Here is a 14,084-nt window from a genome sequence, read left to right as displayed (position 1 = left end):
AGGACAGATATGTCATGGTTAACAGGTCAGTTAGAACAATTTAAAGAGCGCGTGAATTTTTCGGGGCTGTGGAAAGTGGCCGTTTCTATTGTTGCGATTTTAGTAATACTACTGAGCTTTCTAGGCATGTACTGGAGCAGTGAACCAGATGCGTTTGATGTTGTTGACACGGCAAAAGCAAAGGCAGAGGAAAGGGGCTACCTAAATAATAGTAAGAAGCTTGTTGTTGGTTATACCACGGCAAGTACACTTCATAGCATTATGGATACCTTGTTGGAAAAGCCGGGCGGGTTTATTACCAATGATTTAGCGCCACCTGGTATCTTCATGGATAACATGCCAGCTTGGGAATTTGGTGTTTTGGTACAAGCCAGAGATCTAGCACGAGCGTTCCGTAAAGACTTTAGCCGTTCCCAATCTCAATCCACAGAAGACGTGAACCTAAAAGTAGCTGAGCCTCAGTTTAACTTTGATAACAAAAGCTGGGCATTACCATCCAGTGAGAGCGAATATCGTCGAGGTAACCAAGAGCTAATGGAATACCTTGATCGTTTGGCTGACACCTCTAAAAACGATGCCCAGTTTTATGCTCGTGCAGATAATCTTGCTGACTGGTTATCCGATATCAGTACTCGGTTAGGCAGTATGTCTCAGCGTTTATCAGCGAGTGTTGCTAGCGTACGAGAGAATACAGATTTGGCAGGAGATGCAAATGCGCGTCAGACTAGTGATACAGGGGCTTATCAGTATGTTAAAACCCCTTGGTTGAAGATAGATGATGTTTTTTATGAAGCACGTGGTACTAGCTGGGCGTTAATGCATATGTTGCGTGCGGTCGAGGTGGATTTCTTCTTCGTACTTCAGGATAAAAATGCCTTGGTAAGTTTGCGTCAAATTATTCGAGAATTAGAAGCGACTCAATCAAGTATTTGGTCGCCTATTATTTTGAATGGCAGTGGTTTTGGTATGTTGGCGAATCATTCATTGGTAATGGCCTCTTATATATCGAGAGCGAATACCGCCATCATAGACTTACGTCGATTGTTGGAACAAGGCTAGCCATAGTCTATGGATTGTAAAAATATCGGGTGTATACGTCCTGCGAAATTAGAGGATGCTCCCGATATTCTTGCTATTTATCTAGAAATTGACCCTTTTCGTAAGGATGTCTCAAAGCATAAAAATATCAATCTAGTCGATGTGATTGACTGGATTGAATCTGCTACCAAGCAAAAACCCTTACTCGTCATTGATTCCTTCTATATCGATAAAGAAAACTCAATTAGCCCCAAAGAGAAAAAAGGGAAAGTGGCTGGTTGGTGTTCAGTCGAAGCCTTTTACGGCTTGCCTGCTTTTGATAATGCCCGTGAAGTGAGTTTTTACGTGTCTAGCGAGTATCAGCGATTGGGAGTGGCTTCTGCTTTATTCGATCACCTTATTACCAATCGACATGAGATAGGTTTCTCTCACTTGGTGGCGTATGTTTATGCTGAAAATACGAAGAGTTTGAACTTTTTTTCCAAGCAAGGTTTTGAAGAATGGGGCTTGTTGCCTGATATTGCTCAAATAGAGCGAAATAAACAAAGCGTTCACTTGTTAGGTAAGGTGTTCCCATTGTCGTAATGGCTTTGTTGGTGTTCAAGGTTGATACAGATTAGGTAATAAAGGGAGATTTATGGAACACAGTTGTTTGATTTTTGATTTAGACGGTACCATTAGCGACCCCAAAGAAGGGATTGTGAAGTCGCTTAACTATGCGCTTTCGGCTCATGGTTTTGAGCAGCAAAATGAAGACTTTCTCGCTACCTTTATAGGCCCTCCTCTCGACATTACCTTCAAGCAGCTTACTCAATCTAGCGATGATGCGCTTATTTTTTCCTTGGTAGCAAAATATCGCGAACGCTATTCTGAAGTGGGTTTCGCCGAGAATGTTTTGTATGAAGGTGTTCCAGATGCGCTTGAACGACTCTTGTCTGCAGGTTTTAAGTTAGGGGTTTGTACTTCGAAAAGAGTCGATTTTGCTGAGCGTATTTTGTCATTATTTGAATTGCGAGACTGTTTTCAGTTTATTAACGGTGGTGAGATCGGTGTAGAAAAATGGCAACAATTAGAGAGTCTAAAGCAAAATAACCAAATTGGTGGGGATGCACTCATGATTGGTGACCGTTATGTAGATTTAACTGCGGCGCATAAGAATGGTTTGGCGTCTGCTGGTGTATTGTGGGGGTATGGCTCTCCTGAGGAATTAGAAGAGCATGAACCTGCTTATTTATTTGCCTCTCCTAATGATTTGTTAAAGCTTATTGGATAGGCTCTTCCATGCTTGGATTGGCTGGATTGGTTTAAGGATGTGTAATGTCACAACAATCAAATTTTGTACTCATGGCGGAATACAATGCCACAATGAACCAGAGCCTTTATGCTGCTTGTTCGAGATTGACTAAGGACGAGTTGCTAGAAGATAGAAAGGCTTTTTTTGGTTCCATTATCAATACTCTAAATCATATTCTTATCGGCGATACTATCTGGCTGCAGCGCTTTGCTGACCATGTGGAAGATGATAAGTCCTTAGGCTATGTGAGAAGCTTGCCTAAGCCGTCTTCTCTTGATGCTATGCTGTATGCAGATTTCTCTATATTAAAAGGAAAACGTTTCGAGATGGATGAGGTTATACTCTTGTTTGCAAAACAGCTTAAAGATAGTGACTTATCTAGGGTTATCTCATATGTAAGTACTACGGGTGTCCGCTTTAATAAAAACTTTGGCCACATTGTGCAACACTTCTTTAATCATCAAACGCACCATAGGGGACAAGTCTCGACACTGCTAAATCAGCAAGGGATTGATCTTGGTGTTACTGATCTGCTAATTAATATTCCTGATGTTGTAGTCGTATAGTGAATTCGCTTCATTAGTTATTTGTTAAAGTCACATAATGGAGCGCCTGTTTCTCTCAGAATTAAGGTGTTTAGGTCTTTCCCTTCCTCATCTTTGAAAAACTCATCTAGACCCGTTAGGGATTGAATTCTATCGATGCGAAAGTTGCGGAAGTCTTGTCTTTTTTCACACCAAGTAGCTAATACCCATACAGGGCTGAAGAAGAATAATGACAATGGGCGTACGTCTCGACTGGTTGTTTTTTCCTTTTCGTCTATGTAGTTGATATGTATTTTTTGCTGTTTACGAATGAACTCGCGTAAATCAGAGAAGCTGACTGACCATGGTAATACTGGTCTTGAAGGGATGGCGTAAGCCGTTATTTGTTGAAGTTCCCCTTGTAGATTGGCAGGCAATACAGCCTGAATTTTTGCAAATGCTTCATTGGCCTTTTGAGCAAACTTTTCATCTGTCCATTGGCGTACCATGCTGATACCTAAGCCGATAGCTTCTAGCTCGTCAGCGTCGAAAGTGATGGGGGGAAGGTAAAATTGCTTGTCTATCATGTAACCCACACCCGCTTCACCTACGATAGGGGTACCGGAATCCATTAAGTCTTGAATGTCGCGATAGACAGTGCGTGTGCAAATACTAAATTCATCCGCAATTTGTTGAGCGGTGATGGCTCTGTGTCGACTTCTCATAAAGTGAACTAATTTGATTAATCTATCTGCTCTACGCATGTTTTCTATCCCAATCTAAGCGATTCATAGCTTACTTTAACCCTACTGACATCATGCTGTCAGTAGGGGGTTGTTAGAGTGGCTATTATTCCAGTTAAGGTTTGCTTGGCTGGTTGTATAGCACAATCTTTAATACGATTTTATGGAGTAGAAATTATGCAAAATCCTGTTTGTTGGTTTGATATTTATGTGTCTGATATGGAAAGAGCGAAAGCATTTTATGAAGCTGTTTTAACTGTTGAGTTGGGAGATATAGGTGATCCTGCTGACTCCACTTGTGTAATGAAGTCTTTTCCATCGAGTATGGAAGGGTATGGTGCAACAGGGGCTTTAGTTAAAATGGATGGCGTAGAGCCCGGCCAAAATAGCACAGTGGTGTATTTTTCATGTGAAGATTGCTCTGTTGAAGAAGGGCGTGTTGTATCGGCTGGTGGTCAAGTGGAAAGGCCTAAATTCTCTATCGGTGAGTATGGTTTTATTTCCATAATCAAAGACACTGAAGGTAATGTGGTTGGATTGCATTCTAAGCAGTGACATTAAGCTAGGCTGAAATTGGCTTAATAGCAATTTCAGCCTTTTTTTAGTTTTTTCAATTCTCAACTAAAGCCTACTAAAGTGTTCGGTCTTTGTTTATATCTTCATCGCCTTTTGCTCGACGAGGTGAATCTTGTTTGTACCCATATCTTCAGTCTGTCATTCTATTTGCATCAAGTGGTGAACCAATCTGCGTACTTATGCGTAAGTAAATATTGATTATCTATACAATTATTTTGCTGAATTAGCATTTTATAGCTGCTTCCTATTGTAAAAGGGGTGGGGCAAAAATATAATCGACGGGCTCGATTTACACTTACAGGTTATAAGGTTTTTTTGATGATCTATGTCAATAAACTTGTAACTTGGTGTTGTATTAAGTGCGAACTTTAGCTTTCATAACTGTTTGTGAAATGGTTATGTTTATGAATTTTAAGCGTTTTTTGTTAACGCCTGGTCCGTATGCATATTTTTGCTGTAGGGCATTCTGAGGTTACAGATGAAGAAAAAACTGTTCCAATCAACTATGGTATTTTCGCTTGCACTACTTCTCAGTGGTTGTGAGCTTGCCTTGTTCGATTCTAGCGGTGTTACAGGTAAAGAAATCGGTGACACTATTTTACTTACAATGGGTCTGATGCTTATCGTGGTTATTCCAACCATTATTATGTCGATCTGGATTCCATACAAATACCACGAAAGTAAAAAAGATGAGGTCTACGATCCTGAATGGGAACACTCTAGTAAGATAGAGTTCTTCGCTTGGGGTGTGCCTGTTGTCATTATTGCTGTATTAGCTGTTATTACCTATATCACTTCCTACTCACTTGACCCAAGGAAAGAGATCGCTTCCGATAAGGAGCCTCTTACTATTCAAGTGGTTGCAATGGATTGGAAATGGCTTTTCTTATACCCAGAAGAAAAAATTGCTACGGTGAATGAAGTAGCTTTCCCGGTAGATCGTCCGGTTGAGTTTTTGGTTACTTCACAATCAACAATGAATTCATTATTCATTCCTAAACTTGGTGGTCAAATTTACGCCATGGCAGGAATGGAAAACCGTATGAACCTGATGGCCACCGAAGTTGGTGAATATCGTGGTATTTCTGCAAACTACAGTGGTTTTGGCTTCGCTGGTATGCGTTTCAAAGCTAAGGTGACGTCAGAAGAAGATTACGGGAAATGGATTGAAGGCGTAAGAACCTCAGAGCAAGTATTAACAGACGCAGAATATGATCGCTTAACTGAAAAGACACGTGATCATAAAGTAGAGCATTTCTCTTCAATAGATCCTCTACAGTTTAAGAATATTATTGAGTCTTTCATCGGAGCCCAAAATGGTTCAAACTGATTTAATTAAAGACCCTCATGTGTTAACAGGTAAATTACACTGGGGCGTAATCCCTTTTCATGATCCAGTGGTAATGCCAGTAATGATTGCCGCTATCTTAGGTGGATTGTTCGTAGTAGGTTTTGTTACCTACAAAAAACTATGGGGCTACCTGTGGGACGAATGGTTTACGTCAGTAGATCATAAAAAAATAGGTATAATGTACTGTATCGTTGCCCTGATAATGCTACTACGTGGCTTCTCCGACGCGATTTTGATGCGTACACACCAAGCATTGTCAACGGCAGATGAATTTGGCGCTGGATACTTGCCGCCAGAGCATTATGACCAGATCTTCACCGCTCACGGTGTTATAATGATCTTCTTTGTGGCGACGCCATTAATGGTCGGCATCATGAACGTTGTCATGCCGTTGCAGATCGGTGCACGAGACGTTGCCTTCCCTTTCCTTAACTCATTGAGTTTCTATCTATTCCTAGTTGGCGCATTGCTAGTAAACATTTCATTGTTTGTTGGTGAGTTTGCTGCAGTAGGTTGGTTGGCTTATACGCCACTTTCGGGGATTGATTACAGTCCTGGGGTCGGGGTCGACTATTGGATATGGGCATTGCAAATATCTGGTTTAGGTACCACGTTAACAGCTGTTAACTTTGTAGCGACTATTCTTAAAATGCGTGCTCCAGGCATGACATTAATGAAAATGCCAGTATTCACTTGGACTACTTTCTGTGCCAACGGTATTGCACTGGTTATTTTCCCAATCTTAACGATTGCCATTGCCCAGTTAACACTTGATCGTTACTTCGACTTCAACTTCTTTACCAACGATGACGGCGGTAATCAGATGATGTGGGTTAACTTGATCTGGGCTTGGGGTCACCCTGAAGTGTATTTCTTGGTACTACCTGCATTCGGTATGATCTCTGAAGTAACTGCGACATTCTCAAGAAAACGTCTGTTTGGCTATACCTCATTGGTATGGGCAACGATCGTAATCATGATTTTGTCATTCCTTGTATGGCTACATCACTTCTTTACAATGGGATCGGGTGCAAGCGTCAATGCCTTCTTCGGTATCATGACCATGATTATCGGTATACCGACAGGTGTGAAACTCTATAACTGGATCTTTACTATGTATAAAGGTCGTGTAGAGCTAACTGCTTCTATGTGGTGGGTAATTGCTATGCTAATTACTTTCACTATCGGTGGTATGACAGGGGTTATGTTGTCTATCCCGGCAAACGACTTTGTATTGCACAATAGTATGTTCGTTCCTGCTCACTTCCATAACGTAATTATTGGTGGTGCGGTATACGGTTACTTTGCAGGCTTTACTTACTGGTTCCCTAAAGCAACAGGCGCTAAGTTGAATGAAACACTTGGTAAATGGTCTGTAGCACTTTGGTTCTTCGGTTACTTCTTTGCTTGGTTACCTCTTTACTACACAGGCTTCGATGGCATGACTCGTCGTCTACAGTATATTGATAATCCAGAATGGCAGATGAGCATGTACATTGCGCTTATCGGTGTGGCTATGATTGCCGCTGGTATAGGTACGCAAGTTGTGAACATTGCATGGAGCTTGTACAAGCGTAACGAGCCAGGCTACAAAGATGTCACTGGTGACCCTTGGGATGGCCATACTTTAGAATGGTTCACTGCTTCTCCACCACAGTTCTACAACTTCGGTGAAGAGATTCAGGTTAGCGATCGTGATCCATTATTGGATATGAAGCAGAAGGGCACAGCTTACAAGCGCCCAAGTAAATATGGTCGTATCCATATGCCTAAGAATACATGGGCGGGTCCAGTGCTTGGTATGTTAACGCTACCCTTTGGATTTGGTTTTGTATGGCATATTTGGTGGATGGTCTTTGCTTCTTTAGCTGCAATCATTGCTTGCTGGATCAAATACAACTTTGAACGTGATAAAGACTATTATGTTGAAGTTCCTGAAGTAGAGCGCATTGAAGGTGAGTTCTTGAAGAGTAATGAAGGGCGCGAGTTCTACTTCGAGAAACATGCGAAGCACTACAAAAAATGGAATCCATCAAAAGAAAATGACAGCTCGGTTGTTGCTAAGTAACCAATGAACCGCCGTTGCAGCACTATATAAAATAGTGCTGCAACCAGAATTTTAATTTTGGAATATTTTTATGACAGCATTAACTAACGATCATGATACTCATGACCATGATGATCACCACCACCATGAGGCCGAAGCCGCTGATCGCTATATGTTTGGCTTCTGGTTATATGTAATCAGTGACTGTTTACTGTTTTGTACACTTTTTGCCACTTACGCGGTAATGAGCCAAAACTTTGCAGGTGGTATCACACCACATGAGTTGTTTGACCTTAATTTCGTAGCCGTTGAAACCGCTCTTCTTCTTTTAAGTAGTTTTACCTTTGGTATGGCTATGTTGGGCGCCAATGAAGAAAACATGGGCAGAATGAAGCTTTGGCTGAAAATTACCGCCTTGCTTGGTTTAGGCTTCTTGGCAATGGAGATATACGAGTTCGTACATTTCAGCCATGAAGGTGCTACACCACAAACTAGTGGTTACTGGACAGCCTTTTATAGCTTAGTTGCTACCCACGGCCTTCACGTAACAGTTGGTTTGGTTTGGATGGCGATTTTGTTTGTTCACTTTAACCGTGATGGTTTTTCACATGAGAACAAAATCAGATTGGCTTGCCTAAGTTTATTCTGGCATTTCCTAGACATCATCTGGATCTGTGTATTTAGTTTCGTATATTTGAGAGGTGCAATGTAATGTCATCATCTGAAAAAACTCATGGCGGACAGGCTCACGGTAGCGTTAAAGAATACGTAGTAGGTTTAATCCTATCTATCGTATTAACAGCAATTCCTTTCTATTTAGTTATGTCTGGAGTAGCAAGTGACACCTTTACGGTTATTGCTATTGTGGTTGCTGCCATTGCTCAGGTTTTAGTTCAAATGGTTTTCTTCCTACATATGAACGGATCTTCTGATCAAACTTGGTTAACAGCTTCTGCTATTTATACTGTATTTATTCTTTTGTTCGTCATAGTGGGTTCACTATGGATCTTCGAACACTTGAACCATAATATGCTTATGGGTCACTAACTTAGTCGAGAAAATTATGTTTAAAGACTATGTTTCGCTGACTAAGCCAGGCATTATTTTCGGAAATCTTATAGCCGCTGCCAGCGGCTTTTTCCTTGCATCAAAGGGCAATATAGACGTTTCGTTACTGCTCGCTGTTTTATTTGGAACAGCCTTTATTGTTGCTTCAGGGTGTATCGTCAATAACTATGTTGACCGTGACATAGACCTTAAAATGAACCGTACAAAAAACCGTGCTTTAGCGCAGGGGCGTGTTAGCGTACCTTCCGCTTTAGCTTTGGCTTTAGTTCTCGGGGCGCTTGGTTTTTGGCTGCTACATGCTTATACAACGGCTTATGCAGTTCTCTTTGGTGTGATTGGTATTCTTGTTTATGTTGGCTTTTATACACTGAAATACAAACGCAATTCAGTCTACGGTACTTTAGTAGGCAGCTTATCTGGTGCATGTCCACCAGTAATGGGCTATGTGAGTGTAAGTAACGGTTTTGATGTAGGGGCAGCAATATTGCTGTTAACTTTCTGCTTTTGGCAGATACCTCATTCTTACGCCATTGCTATTTGCCGATTTGATGACTACAAAGCAGCAGATATTCCTGTCCTACCGGTTAAATACGGTATGAGAGTTGCTCGCTATCATATGTACTTGTACATAGTTGCCTTTGCCTTTGCAGCATTACTGCTGGCAGAAAGAGGCTATGCAGGAAACATGTATGCGCTTGTTGTGAGCTTGATGAGTCTTTATTGGATATACCTAGTAAAGTCCGGCCATAAACTGGAAAGTGAAAAGGTTTGGGGGCGCAAGATGTTTGTGTTTTCAATCGTTGTTATCACTGTTTTTAGTGTCTTAATCTCCGTAGATTATGTAAATCATGTCCCTGTCGAAATGGCACTTTCTCGATAAATATTGAGTGGTTGAAAAGTATGAACCAATCTAAAGTTCTTAAAATTGCAGTAGCCTTATCTCTTTTACTGTCGGTTTTAATTATCGTTTTATATTTTTCAACCACCACCCATCCTATCGGTGAAAAATACCGACCACTTAGCGATCTTGGTGGTCCTTTTACCTTACAAACTAAACAGGGCCCATTCTCTCTTTCAGATATTGAAGGGAAGGTTGGTGTTGTTTATTTCGGCTTTCTTAGTTGTACAGAAGCTTGTCCTGCCTCGATTGGTGTTGTTCAGGCAGCTTATAAGCAATTAACGGAAGAAGAACGTAATGGTGTGCAGTTTTTATTCATTAGCGTTGACCCGGAAAGGGACTCGTTAGAAGATCTTTATGACTTCGGCGATTACTACGATAATGATCTTATTGCCCTAACGGGTACCCGTGAACAGATTGATCAGGTTACATCAGATTATGGTGTGTTTTTCGATCTGGTGGATCTAGAGGGTTCTGCTCTTGAATACACGGTCGATCATTCTTCTCGTTTTTATATGATAGATAAGTCAGGTAAGTTATTTACCACTATGAGTCACAGCACAACGCCAAGTGAATTAGCAGCCCGTATTCAACAGCTGCAAAGTACAGGCGATTTTTCTTCCAATTAAGTTCTCAGTGAACTTTGCCTTACCTTCCTAAATAAAGGGTGTGTTATGTTAATTTCGCGTCATTCTTTGTCTATTTTATCCATCGCTTCCAGTATGCTGTTTTCCTTTCACGTTCAGGCAGAAACCTCCATGTCCGTGATTGTGGAAGAGCATAAAATTGAGCTGTGTAAAGCGCCGCTGATTGCGATAGCCGATGAGCTGATTGGTGAAAATGCTCACCGTTTACATGTTGATCAGCCAAAGCACAACGCCGATAAATATCCATTTACAGTTATTGGCGTCGTATCCTATAAAGATCGTGATGCACAAGTGCAATTTAATGCAGCTCCAATGATTAACAATGAGTGTGAGGTATCCTATCAAGAGACTTTCGCACTACCTGAAACCTGTCTTGCTGTTCGTGAACAAGTGTTTAAAAAGTGGGAATATGTTGGTCGATTAAGCGACGATAGTTTCTTTTTACGCCACAAAGAGCGCTTCACGAAAAATGCGACACTCACCAGCACACAACAAGGGGCGGGCTGTTTAGTTTCTCGTCGCCACAGCGGTATTTAAAAGGGACGTCTTATGAAAAAAATAATAGCTTTGTTACTTACTACTATGAGTACGGTAGCTTTCTCAGCTCAACTGGAGGTGAATAGAACAAACCTCAGGGCGAATGTGCCGGGTAGCGATAATACGGCAGCCTATGCAGTTCTTGATAATTTAACAAAAGAAGATGTGCGCATTGTTAAGGTAGAATCTGATGTGTCGGAATTTACCGAATTGCATACGCACTCAATGAAAAATGACCGCATGATAATGCGTAAAGTTGACTATATTGATGTTGATGCGGAAGAAACCGTATATCTAGCGCCAAATGGTTACCATATTATGCTGATTAAACTAAAGCAGCGTGTTAAACATGGTGAGATAGCGACAATCACTTTGCATTATGATGACGGAACATCGCAAGCGGTTAAGTTTAATGTTATTGATCCAAGAAAGCTGAGTAATTAACTCAGCTTTTTTTTACTTCGATAAATTTGAGAGTAAATGATCGATTGCTTCTTCCGTGACCTTGCCATGTAATGCATCCATTACTTGGCCATCTGGTGATACGATGTAAGTTGTTGGTAAAACAGCTGGTATTGACAGAGGCAGAGCCTGAACAGCAGAGCTTTTTAATATTGGGAATTCAATTTGGTACTTATTGATTAGCCCTTTTATTTCATCAACAGATAAGCTGTCGTAGCTAATGCCAAAAACGCGAATATCTGAGCGTTCAGCAAGTTGATTTAACTCAGGGAGCTCTTCTAAACAGGGAGCACACCATTCAGCAAAATAATTCACAATAGTCCACTTGTCGCTTTTCCAGTTATGGCTGTCACCCGATGCCGTTTCAAAAGACGGGTTGCTCCGTAACGACATGACTAGGATCAAAACAATAATAGGTAGAAGTGCACAAGCTAGGAGCTTTAGCGCTAAAGCAATATTTTTACTGAGTGTCATATTGAGGGGGCTCTAAATATTTGAGCTGGACATAATATATAGGGGAGTGGGCACGGGCAAGTAATTGGAACTAAAACCCTATTGATTACGCATTTCCCACTGGGTGAGCAGCATGAACTAAGAAGCTCAATCAATCCGACAGAGTATTTTTTATTTTTATTCTCACTTTAACTAATAAACTATTCGCTAATTTCAAATAACTTTATAGCGCAAAAATATAATAGCGGAGCATTAGTTGGTAGGGAGCTCGTAGATAAAATCGTTAATTAATGGCATTCTAGCGCAACGATTCAATTCCGTTTTATAACGATGTGATTTTAGGTTTTTAGATGATTGATATTCAAAAAGTAAATGAAGAATTAAGCAATGCAACGCCTCTTGAAATAATTAAATGGGCGGTAAGTGCTGGTAAAAAGCCAATGGTGTCTACACACTTTGGCCCCCATGAAGCGGTTGTTTTGCACACGGCTGCCGCAGTGAAAAAAGATATGACAATCCTATGGGCTGACTCAGGCTACAACACTCGTGATACCTACATAGTAGCGGAGAAGCTAATTAGTTCTCTTGGCTTACAAGTTGAAGTATATACGCCAAAAATCACAGCAACTCGTTGGGATAATGCCTTTGGCGGTGTTCCAGCAGTAGGCGAAGAACGTCATGATGAGTTCACTGCAAACTTTAAACTAGAACCCTTTTCGCGTGGCTTAAAAGAAGTTGCTCCTGATGTTTGGATTACGGGTGTACGTGCGGAGCAAACAGAATTCCGTAAAAATATGGACATTGTCAGCCAAGGTGCTGATGGGGTGATTAAAGTAGCACCTTTCTTACATTGGAAAGAGGCGGATATGGATGCTTATTTGAAAGAGCATGACCTGCCTAACGTGAAAAATTACTTTGACCCAACAAAAGGCCTTTCAAATAGAGAGTGCGGCTTACATACTCAGCTTTAAAAGCTTTTGTGTTGTTAAGCAAAAAAAGCACCACCTTCCTTTTGTGGGGGAAGTGGTGCTTTTTTATTTAAACTTATAATTTAAGCTGTTTCGTATTTTTACATAGGCTCAAACACCGAGCCTAAGCTGGGCACAAACAATTTGTTGTACATGCGGCTGGCGTAGTCATCTGTCATCGACGACATATAGTCACAAATAATCCTTAACCCACTCTCCCCGTTTTCTTGGCTTTTACGCCATTCAGCAGCAATCTCTTTTGGCAATAAACGGTTCGGGTCGGCGCTGTAAGCTTCGAACATTTCTAACAGCATTTGTTGACCTTTGTACACCAGCATCTGTACTTCAGGGCGTTGGATAATATGTTGCATCTCAAATTGCTTAAGAAGGTCTAAGGCTTTTCTCTGGCCTTCAGGTAAGCCGACTTGAAAGCGCAATAAAGGATGTTCAAAAGTCGTATTTTCTTCCACTTGGCAGGAGGTAATAAACCAGCTGACAAGGTCGCCTATGGCTTCTTTTCTTAAGTGGCTTTGGCCGCTAAAAAGCTGCGTACGTATATTATCTAAATTACTTTTTAAATAAGGTGTATCTATGGCAGCTAATTTGGGTTCTAAATGCTCCAGCCACATATCTTTTGTGACCATGTTAAGAACAATGGCATCTTCAAGATCATGCACGCCGTAGGCAATGTCATCCGCTAGATCCATAATGCTAGTATCGAAGCCTGAGAATTGTGCTTTTTTATGGATACCTTTGGTACTGTTAACTTGTTGCAAAGCTTGTTTGTCTGAATCCGAAAATGGTTCGAGAATCCAAGTGAGCAAGTCTTGTTCCTCTTGGTAAACACATTTCGGTGGTGCCCAATTAGAGGCTTTAAATTGACGGAAGTTATCTGGTTTTTGTGGGTATTCTCCAACCACACTCTGATGGAGAACAGGGTATTTTAAAATGCCTAATAAGGTGCGGCGTGTTACATCCATTCCAAAATGTTCGGAATAGGAACCTCGTTTTCCTAGAATCCTTAAAGATTGCGCATTCCCTTCAAAACCGCCACAGGATTGCATCATATAATTGAGGGCAATTTCGCCGCCGTGGCCAAAAGGAGGGTGACCTATGTCATGGCTTAAACAAATGGTTTCAATTAACGCATCGCTGGCTAACCAAGGCTGAAAGGCTGAATTTTGTGGCGCGCTGTGTTTTAGGTGGTGTACAATCCCACTGCCAATTTGTGAAACTTCTAAAGAATGGGTAAGACGCGTTCGACTATAGTCATTTTGGCGTATTGCTAATATTTGAGTTTTAGATTGTAAACGGCGAAAAGCCGCGCTGTGAATAATGCGAGCACGATCTCTTTGATAGGGCGTCCGATAATCATTGTCACGAGCCGCTTTATAGCCAGACTGTCTTTCAGTCCAAGGTTGCAAGTCATGGTGCGCATTTGTCATCTTGTTGTCCATGTGATGTTAATAATTATTATA

General features: G+C 41.2%; 17 protein-coding genes. 14 read left to right on the top strand and 3 right to left on the bottom strand.

Annotated elements, in window-relative coordinates; translation table 11 throughout:
- Positions 1-9: 9 nt before the first annotated feature.
- The 4 genes from OFY17_RS10440 to OFY17_RS10425 are packed head-to-tail and all read left to right on the top strand — an operon-like array spanning position 10 to position 2,898.
- Positions 10-1,059, top strand: a complete 1,050-nt coding sequence (locus tag OFY17_RS10440) for a DUF2333 family protein (RefSeq protein WP_263530674.1) — start codon at positions 10-12, stop codon at positions 1,057-1,059.
- Positions 1,060-1,068: 9 nt separating this feature from the next.
- Complete coding sequence (locus OFY17_RS10435; RefSeq protein ID WP_263530673.1) at positions 1,069-1,623, top strand: GNAT family N-acetyltransferase; 555 nt, start codon at positions 1,069-1,071, stop codon at positions 1,621-1,623.
- Between the two features lie 52 nt (positions 1,624-1,675).
- Positions 1,676-2,311, top strand: coding sequence for an HAD hydrolase-like protein (locus tag OFY17_RS10430; RefSeq protein WP_263530672.1), 636 nt, complete (start codon positions 1,676-1,678; stop codon positions 2,309-2,311).
- 44 nt (positions 2,312-2,355) lie between these two features.
- Positions 2,356-2,898: a DinB family protein gene (locus tag OFY17_RS10425; protein ID WP_263530671.1), complete on the top strand. Its 543-nt coding sequence runs from the start codon at positions 2,356-2,358 to the stop codon at positions 2,896-2,898.
- A gap of 17 nt (positions 2,899-2,915) precedes the next feature.
- On the opposite strand, the gene OFY17_RS10420 is transcribed toward OFY17_RS10425, so the two are convergent.
- Positions 2,916-3,620, bottom strand: coding sequence for a helix-turn-helix transcriptional regulator (locus OFY17_RS10420; RefSeq protein WP_263530670.1), 705 nt, complete (start codon positions 3,618-3,620; stop codon positions 2,916-2,918).
- Positions 3,621-3,776: 156 nt separating this feature from the next.
- Here OFY17_RS10420 and OFY17_RS10415 point away from each other — a divergent pair, with 156 nt between their 5' ends.
- The 9 genes from OFY17_RS10415 to OFY17_RS10375 all read left to right on the top strand — a co-directional run bounded on the left by OFY17_RS10415 (position 3,777) and on the right by OFY17_RS10375 (position 11,167).
- Positions 3,777-4,154 (top strand): VOC family protein, encoded by a 378-nt coding sequence (locus OFY17_RS10415; RefSeq protein ID WP_263530669.1) that lies wholly within the window; start codon positions 3,777-3,779, stop codon positions 4,152-4,154.
- A gap of 499 nt (positions 4,155-4,653) precedes the next feature.
- Complete coding sequence (gene cyoA / locus OFY17_RS10410) at positions 4,654-5,505, top strand: ubiquinol oxidase subunit II (protein WP_263530668.1); 852 nt, start codon at positions 4,654-4,656, stop codon at positions 5,503-5,505.
- Positions 5,492-7,594: a cbb3-type cytochrome c oxidase subunit I gene (locus OFY17_RS10405; RefSeq protein WP_407659418.1), complete on the top strand. Its 2,103-nt coding sequence runs from the start codon at positions 5,492-5,494 to the stop codon at positions 7,592-7,594. Before cyoA ends, OFY17_RS10405 begins: the two co-directional genes overlap by 14 nt.
- Before the next feature lie 70 nt (positions 7,595-7,664).
- A complete protein-coding gene (gene cyoC, locus OFY17_RS10400; protein ID WP_263530667.1) occupies positions 7,665-8,285 on the top strand; it encodes a cytochrome o ubiquinol oxidase subunit III in 621 nt (206 codons plus the stop codon).
- Positions 8,285-8,620 carry a cytochrome o ubiquinol oxidase subunit IV gene (gene cyoD / locus OFY17_RS10395; RefSeq protein WP_263530666.1) on the top strand — a complete coding sequence of 112 codons (336 nt, stop codon included), beginning with the start codon at positions 8,285-8,287 and terminating at the stop codon, positions 8,618-8,620. The genes cyoC and cyoD overlap by 1 nt, the downstream gene beginning before the upstream one ends.
- Before the next feature lie 16 nt (positions 8,621-8,636).
- Positions 8,637-9,521 carry a heme o synthase gene (cyoE, locus tag OFY17_RS10390; RefSeq protein WP_263530665.1) on the top strand — a complete coding sequence of 295 codons (885 nt, stop codon included), beginning with the start codon at positions 8,637-8,639 and terminating at the stop codon, positions 9,519-9,521.
- Between the two features lie 20 nt (positions 9,522-9,541).
- Positions 9,542-10,168 (top strand): SCO family protein, encoded by a 627-nt coding sequence (locus OFY17_RS10385; protein ID WP_263530664.1) that lies wholly within the window; start codon positions 9,542-9,544, stop codon positions 10,166-10,168.
- A 45-nt stretch (positions 10,169-10,213) separates the two neighbouring features.
- Positions 10,214-10,723, top strand: coding sequence for a hypothetical protein (locus OFY17_RS10380; RefSeq protein ID WP_263530663.1), 510 nt, complete (start codon positions 10,214-10,216; stop codon positions 10,721-10,723).
- A gap of 12 nt (positions 10,724-10,735) precedes the next feature.
- On the top strand, positions 10,736-11,167 hold the full coding sequence (locus OFY17_RS10375; protein ID WP_263530662.1) for a copper chaperone PCu(A)C: 432 nt from the start codon (positions 10,736-10,738) through the stop codon (positions 11,165-11,167).
- Between the two features lie 12 nt (positions 11,168-11,179).
- On the opposite strand, the gene OFY17_RS10370 is transcribed toward OFY17_RS10375, so the two are convergent.
- Positions 11,180-11,659 carry a TlpA family protein disulfide reductase gene (locus OFY17_RS10370; RefSeq protein WP_263530661.1) on the bottom strand — a complete coding sequence of 160 codons (480 nt, stop codon included), beginning with the start codon at positions 11,657-11,659 and terminating at the stop codon, positions 11,180-11,182.
- A gap of 329 nt (positions 11,660-11,988) precedes the next feature.
- Between OFY17_RS10370 and OFY17_RS10365 the strand changes: the two genes are divergently transcribed.
- Positions 11,989-12,609 carry a phosphoadenosine phosphosulfate reductase domain-containing protein gene (locus tag OFY17_RS10365; protein ID WP_263530660.1) on the top strand — a complete coding sequence of 207 codons (621 nt, stop codon included), beginning with the start codon at positions 11,989-11,991 and terminating at the stop codon, positions 12,607-12,609.
- 98 nt (positions 12,610-12,707) lie between these two features.
- Here OFY17_RS10365 and OFY17_RS10360 read toward each other — a convergent pair whose 3' ends face one another.
- Positions 12,708-14,051, bottom strand: a complete 1,344-nt coding sequence (locus OFY17_RS10360) for an anti-phage deoxyguanosine triphosphatase (RefSeq protein WP_263530659.1) — start codon at positions 14,049-14,051, stop codon at positions 12,708-12,710.
- Positions 14,052-14,084 lie beyond the last annotated feature (33 nt).

Origin of the sequence: Marinomonas sargassi (assembly GCF_025716875.1) — a bacterium.
GTDB lineage: Bacteria > Pseudomonadota > Gammaproteobacteria > Pseudomonadales > Marinomonadaceae > Marinomonas > Marinomonas sargassi.
The sequence above is the reverse complement of the archived record's forward strand: the minus strand, read 5'-3'. Positions and strand labels throughout refer to the sequence as shown.

What these genes read in the sequence shown, in the direction of transcription:
- OFY17_RS10440 (WP_263530674.1), top strand. Translation starts at nt 10, where the DNA reads ATGTCATGGTTAACAGGTCAGTTAGAACAATTTAAAGAGCGCGTGAAT.
- OFY17_RS10435 (WP_263530673.1), top strand. Translation starts at nt 1,069, where the DNA reads ATGGATTGTAAAAATATCGGGTGTATACGTCCTGCGAAATTAGAGGAT.
- OFY17_RS10430 (WP_263530672.1), top strand. Translation starts at nt 1,676, where the DNA reads ATGGAACACAGTTGTTTGATTTTTGATTTAGACGGTACCATTAGCGAC.
- OFY17_RS10425 (WP_263530671.1), top strand. Translation starts at nt 2,356, where the DNA reads ATGTCACAACAATCAAATTTTGTACTCATGGCGGAATACAATGCCACA.
- OFY17_RS10420 (WP_263530670.1), bottom strand. Translation starts at nt 3,620, where the DNA reads ATGCGTAGAGCAGATAGATTAATCAAATTAGTTCACTTTATGAGAAGT.
- OFY17_RS10415 (WP_263530669.1), top strand. Translation starts at nt 3,777, where the DNA reads ATGCAAAATCCTGTTTGTTGGTTTGATATTTATGTGTCTGATATGGAA.
- cyoA (WP_263530668.1), top strand. Translation starts at nt 4,654, where the DNA reads ATGAAGAAAAAACTGTTCCAATCAACTATGGTATTTTCGCTTGCACTA.
- OFY17_RS10405 (WP_407659418.1), top strand. Translation starts at nt 5,492, where the DNA reads ATGGTTCAAACTGATTTAATTAAAGACCCTCATGTGTTAACAGGTAAA.
- cyoC (WP_263530667.1), top strand. Translation starts at nt 7,665, where the DNA reads ATGACAGCATTAACTAACGATCATGATACTCATGACCATGATGATCAC.
- cyoD (WP_263530666.1), top strand. Translation starts at nt 8,285, where the DNA reads ATGTCATCATCTGAAAAAACTCATGGCGGACAGGCTCACGGTAGCGTT.
- cyoE (WP_263530665.1), top strand. Translation starts at nt 8,637, where the DNA reads ATGTTTAAAGACTATGTTTCGCTGACTAAGCCAGGCATTATTTTCGGA.
- OFY17_RS10385 (WP_263530664.1), top strand. Translation starts at nt 9,542, where the DNA reads ATGAACCAATCTAAAGTTCTTAAAATTGCAGTAGCCTTATCTCTTTTA.
- OFY17_RS10380 (WP_263530663.1), top strand. Translation starts at nt 10,214, where the DNA reads ATGTTAATTTCGCGTCATTCTTTGTCTATTTTATCCATCGCTTCCAGT.
- OFY17_RS10375 (WP_263530662.1), top strand. Translation starts at nt 10,736, where the DNA reads ATGAAAAAAATAATAGCTTTGTTACTTACTACTATGAGTACGGTAGCT.
- OFY17_RS10370 (WP_263530661.1), bottom strand. Translation starts at nt 11,659, where the DNA reads ATGACACTCAGTAAAAATATTGCTTTAGCGCTAAAGCTCCTAGCTTGT.
- OFY17_RS10365 (WP_263530660.1), top strand. Translation starts at nt 11,989, where the DNA reads ATGATTGATATTCAAAAAGTAAATGAAGAATTAAGCAATGCAACGCCT.
- OFY17_RS10360 (WP_263530659.1), bottom strand. Translation starts at nt 14,051, where the DNA reads ATGACAAATGCGCACCATGACTTGCAACCTTGGACTGAAAGACAGTCT.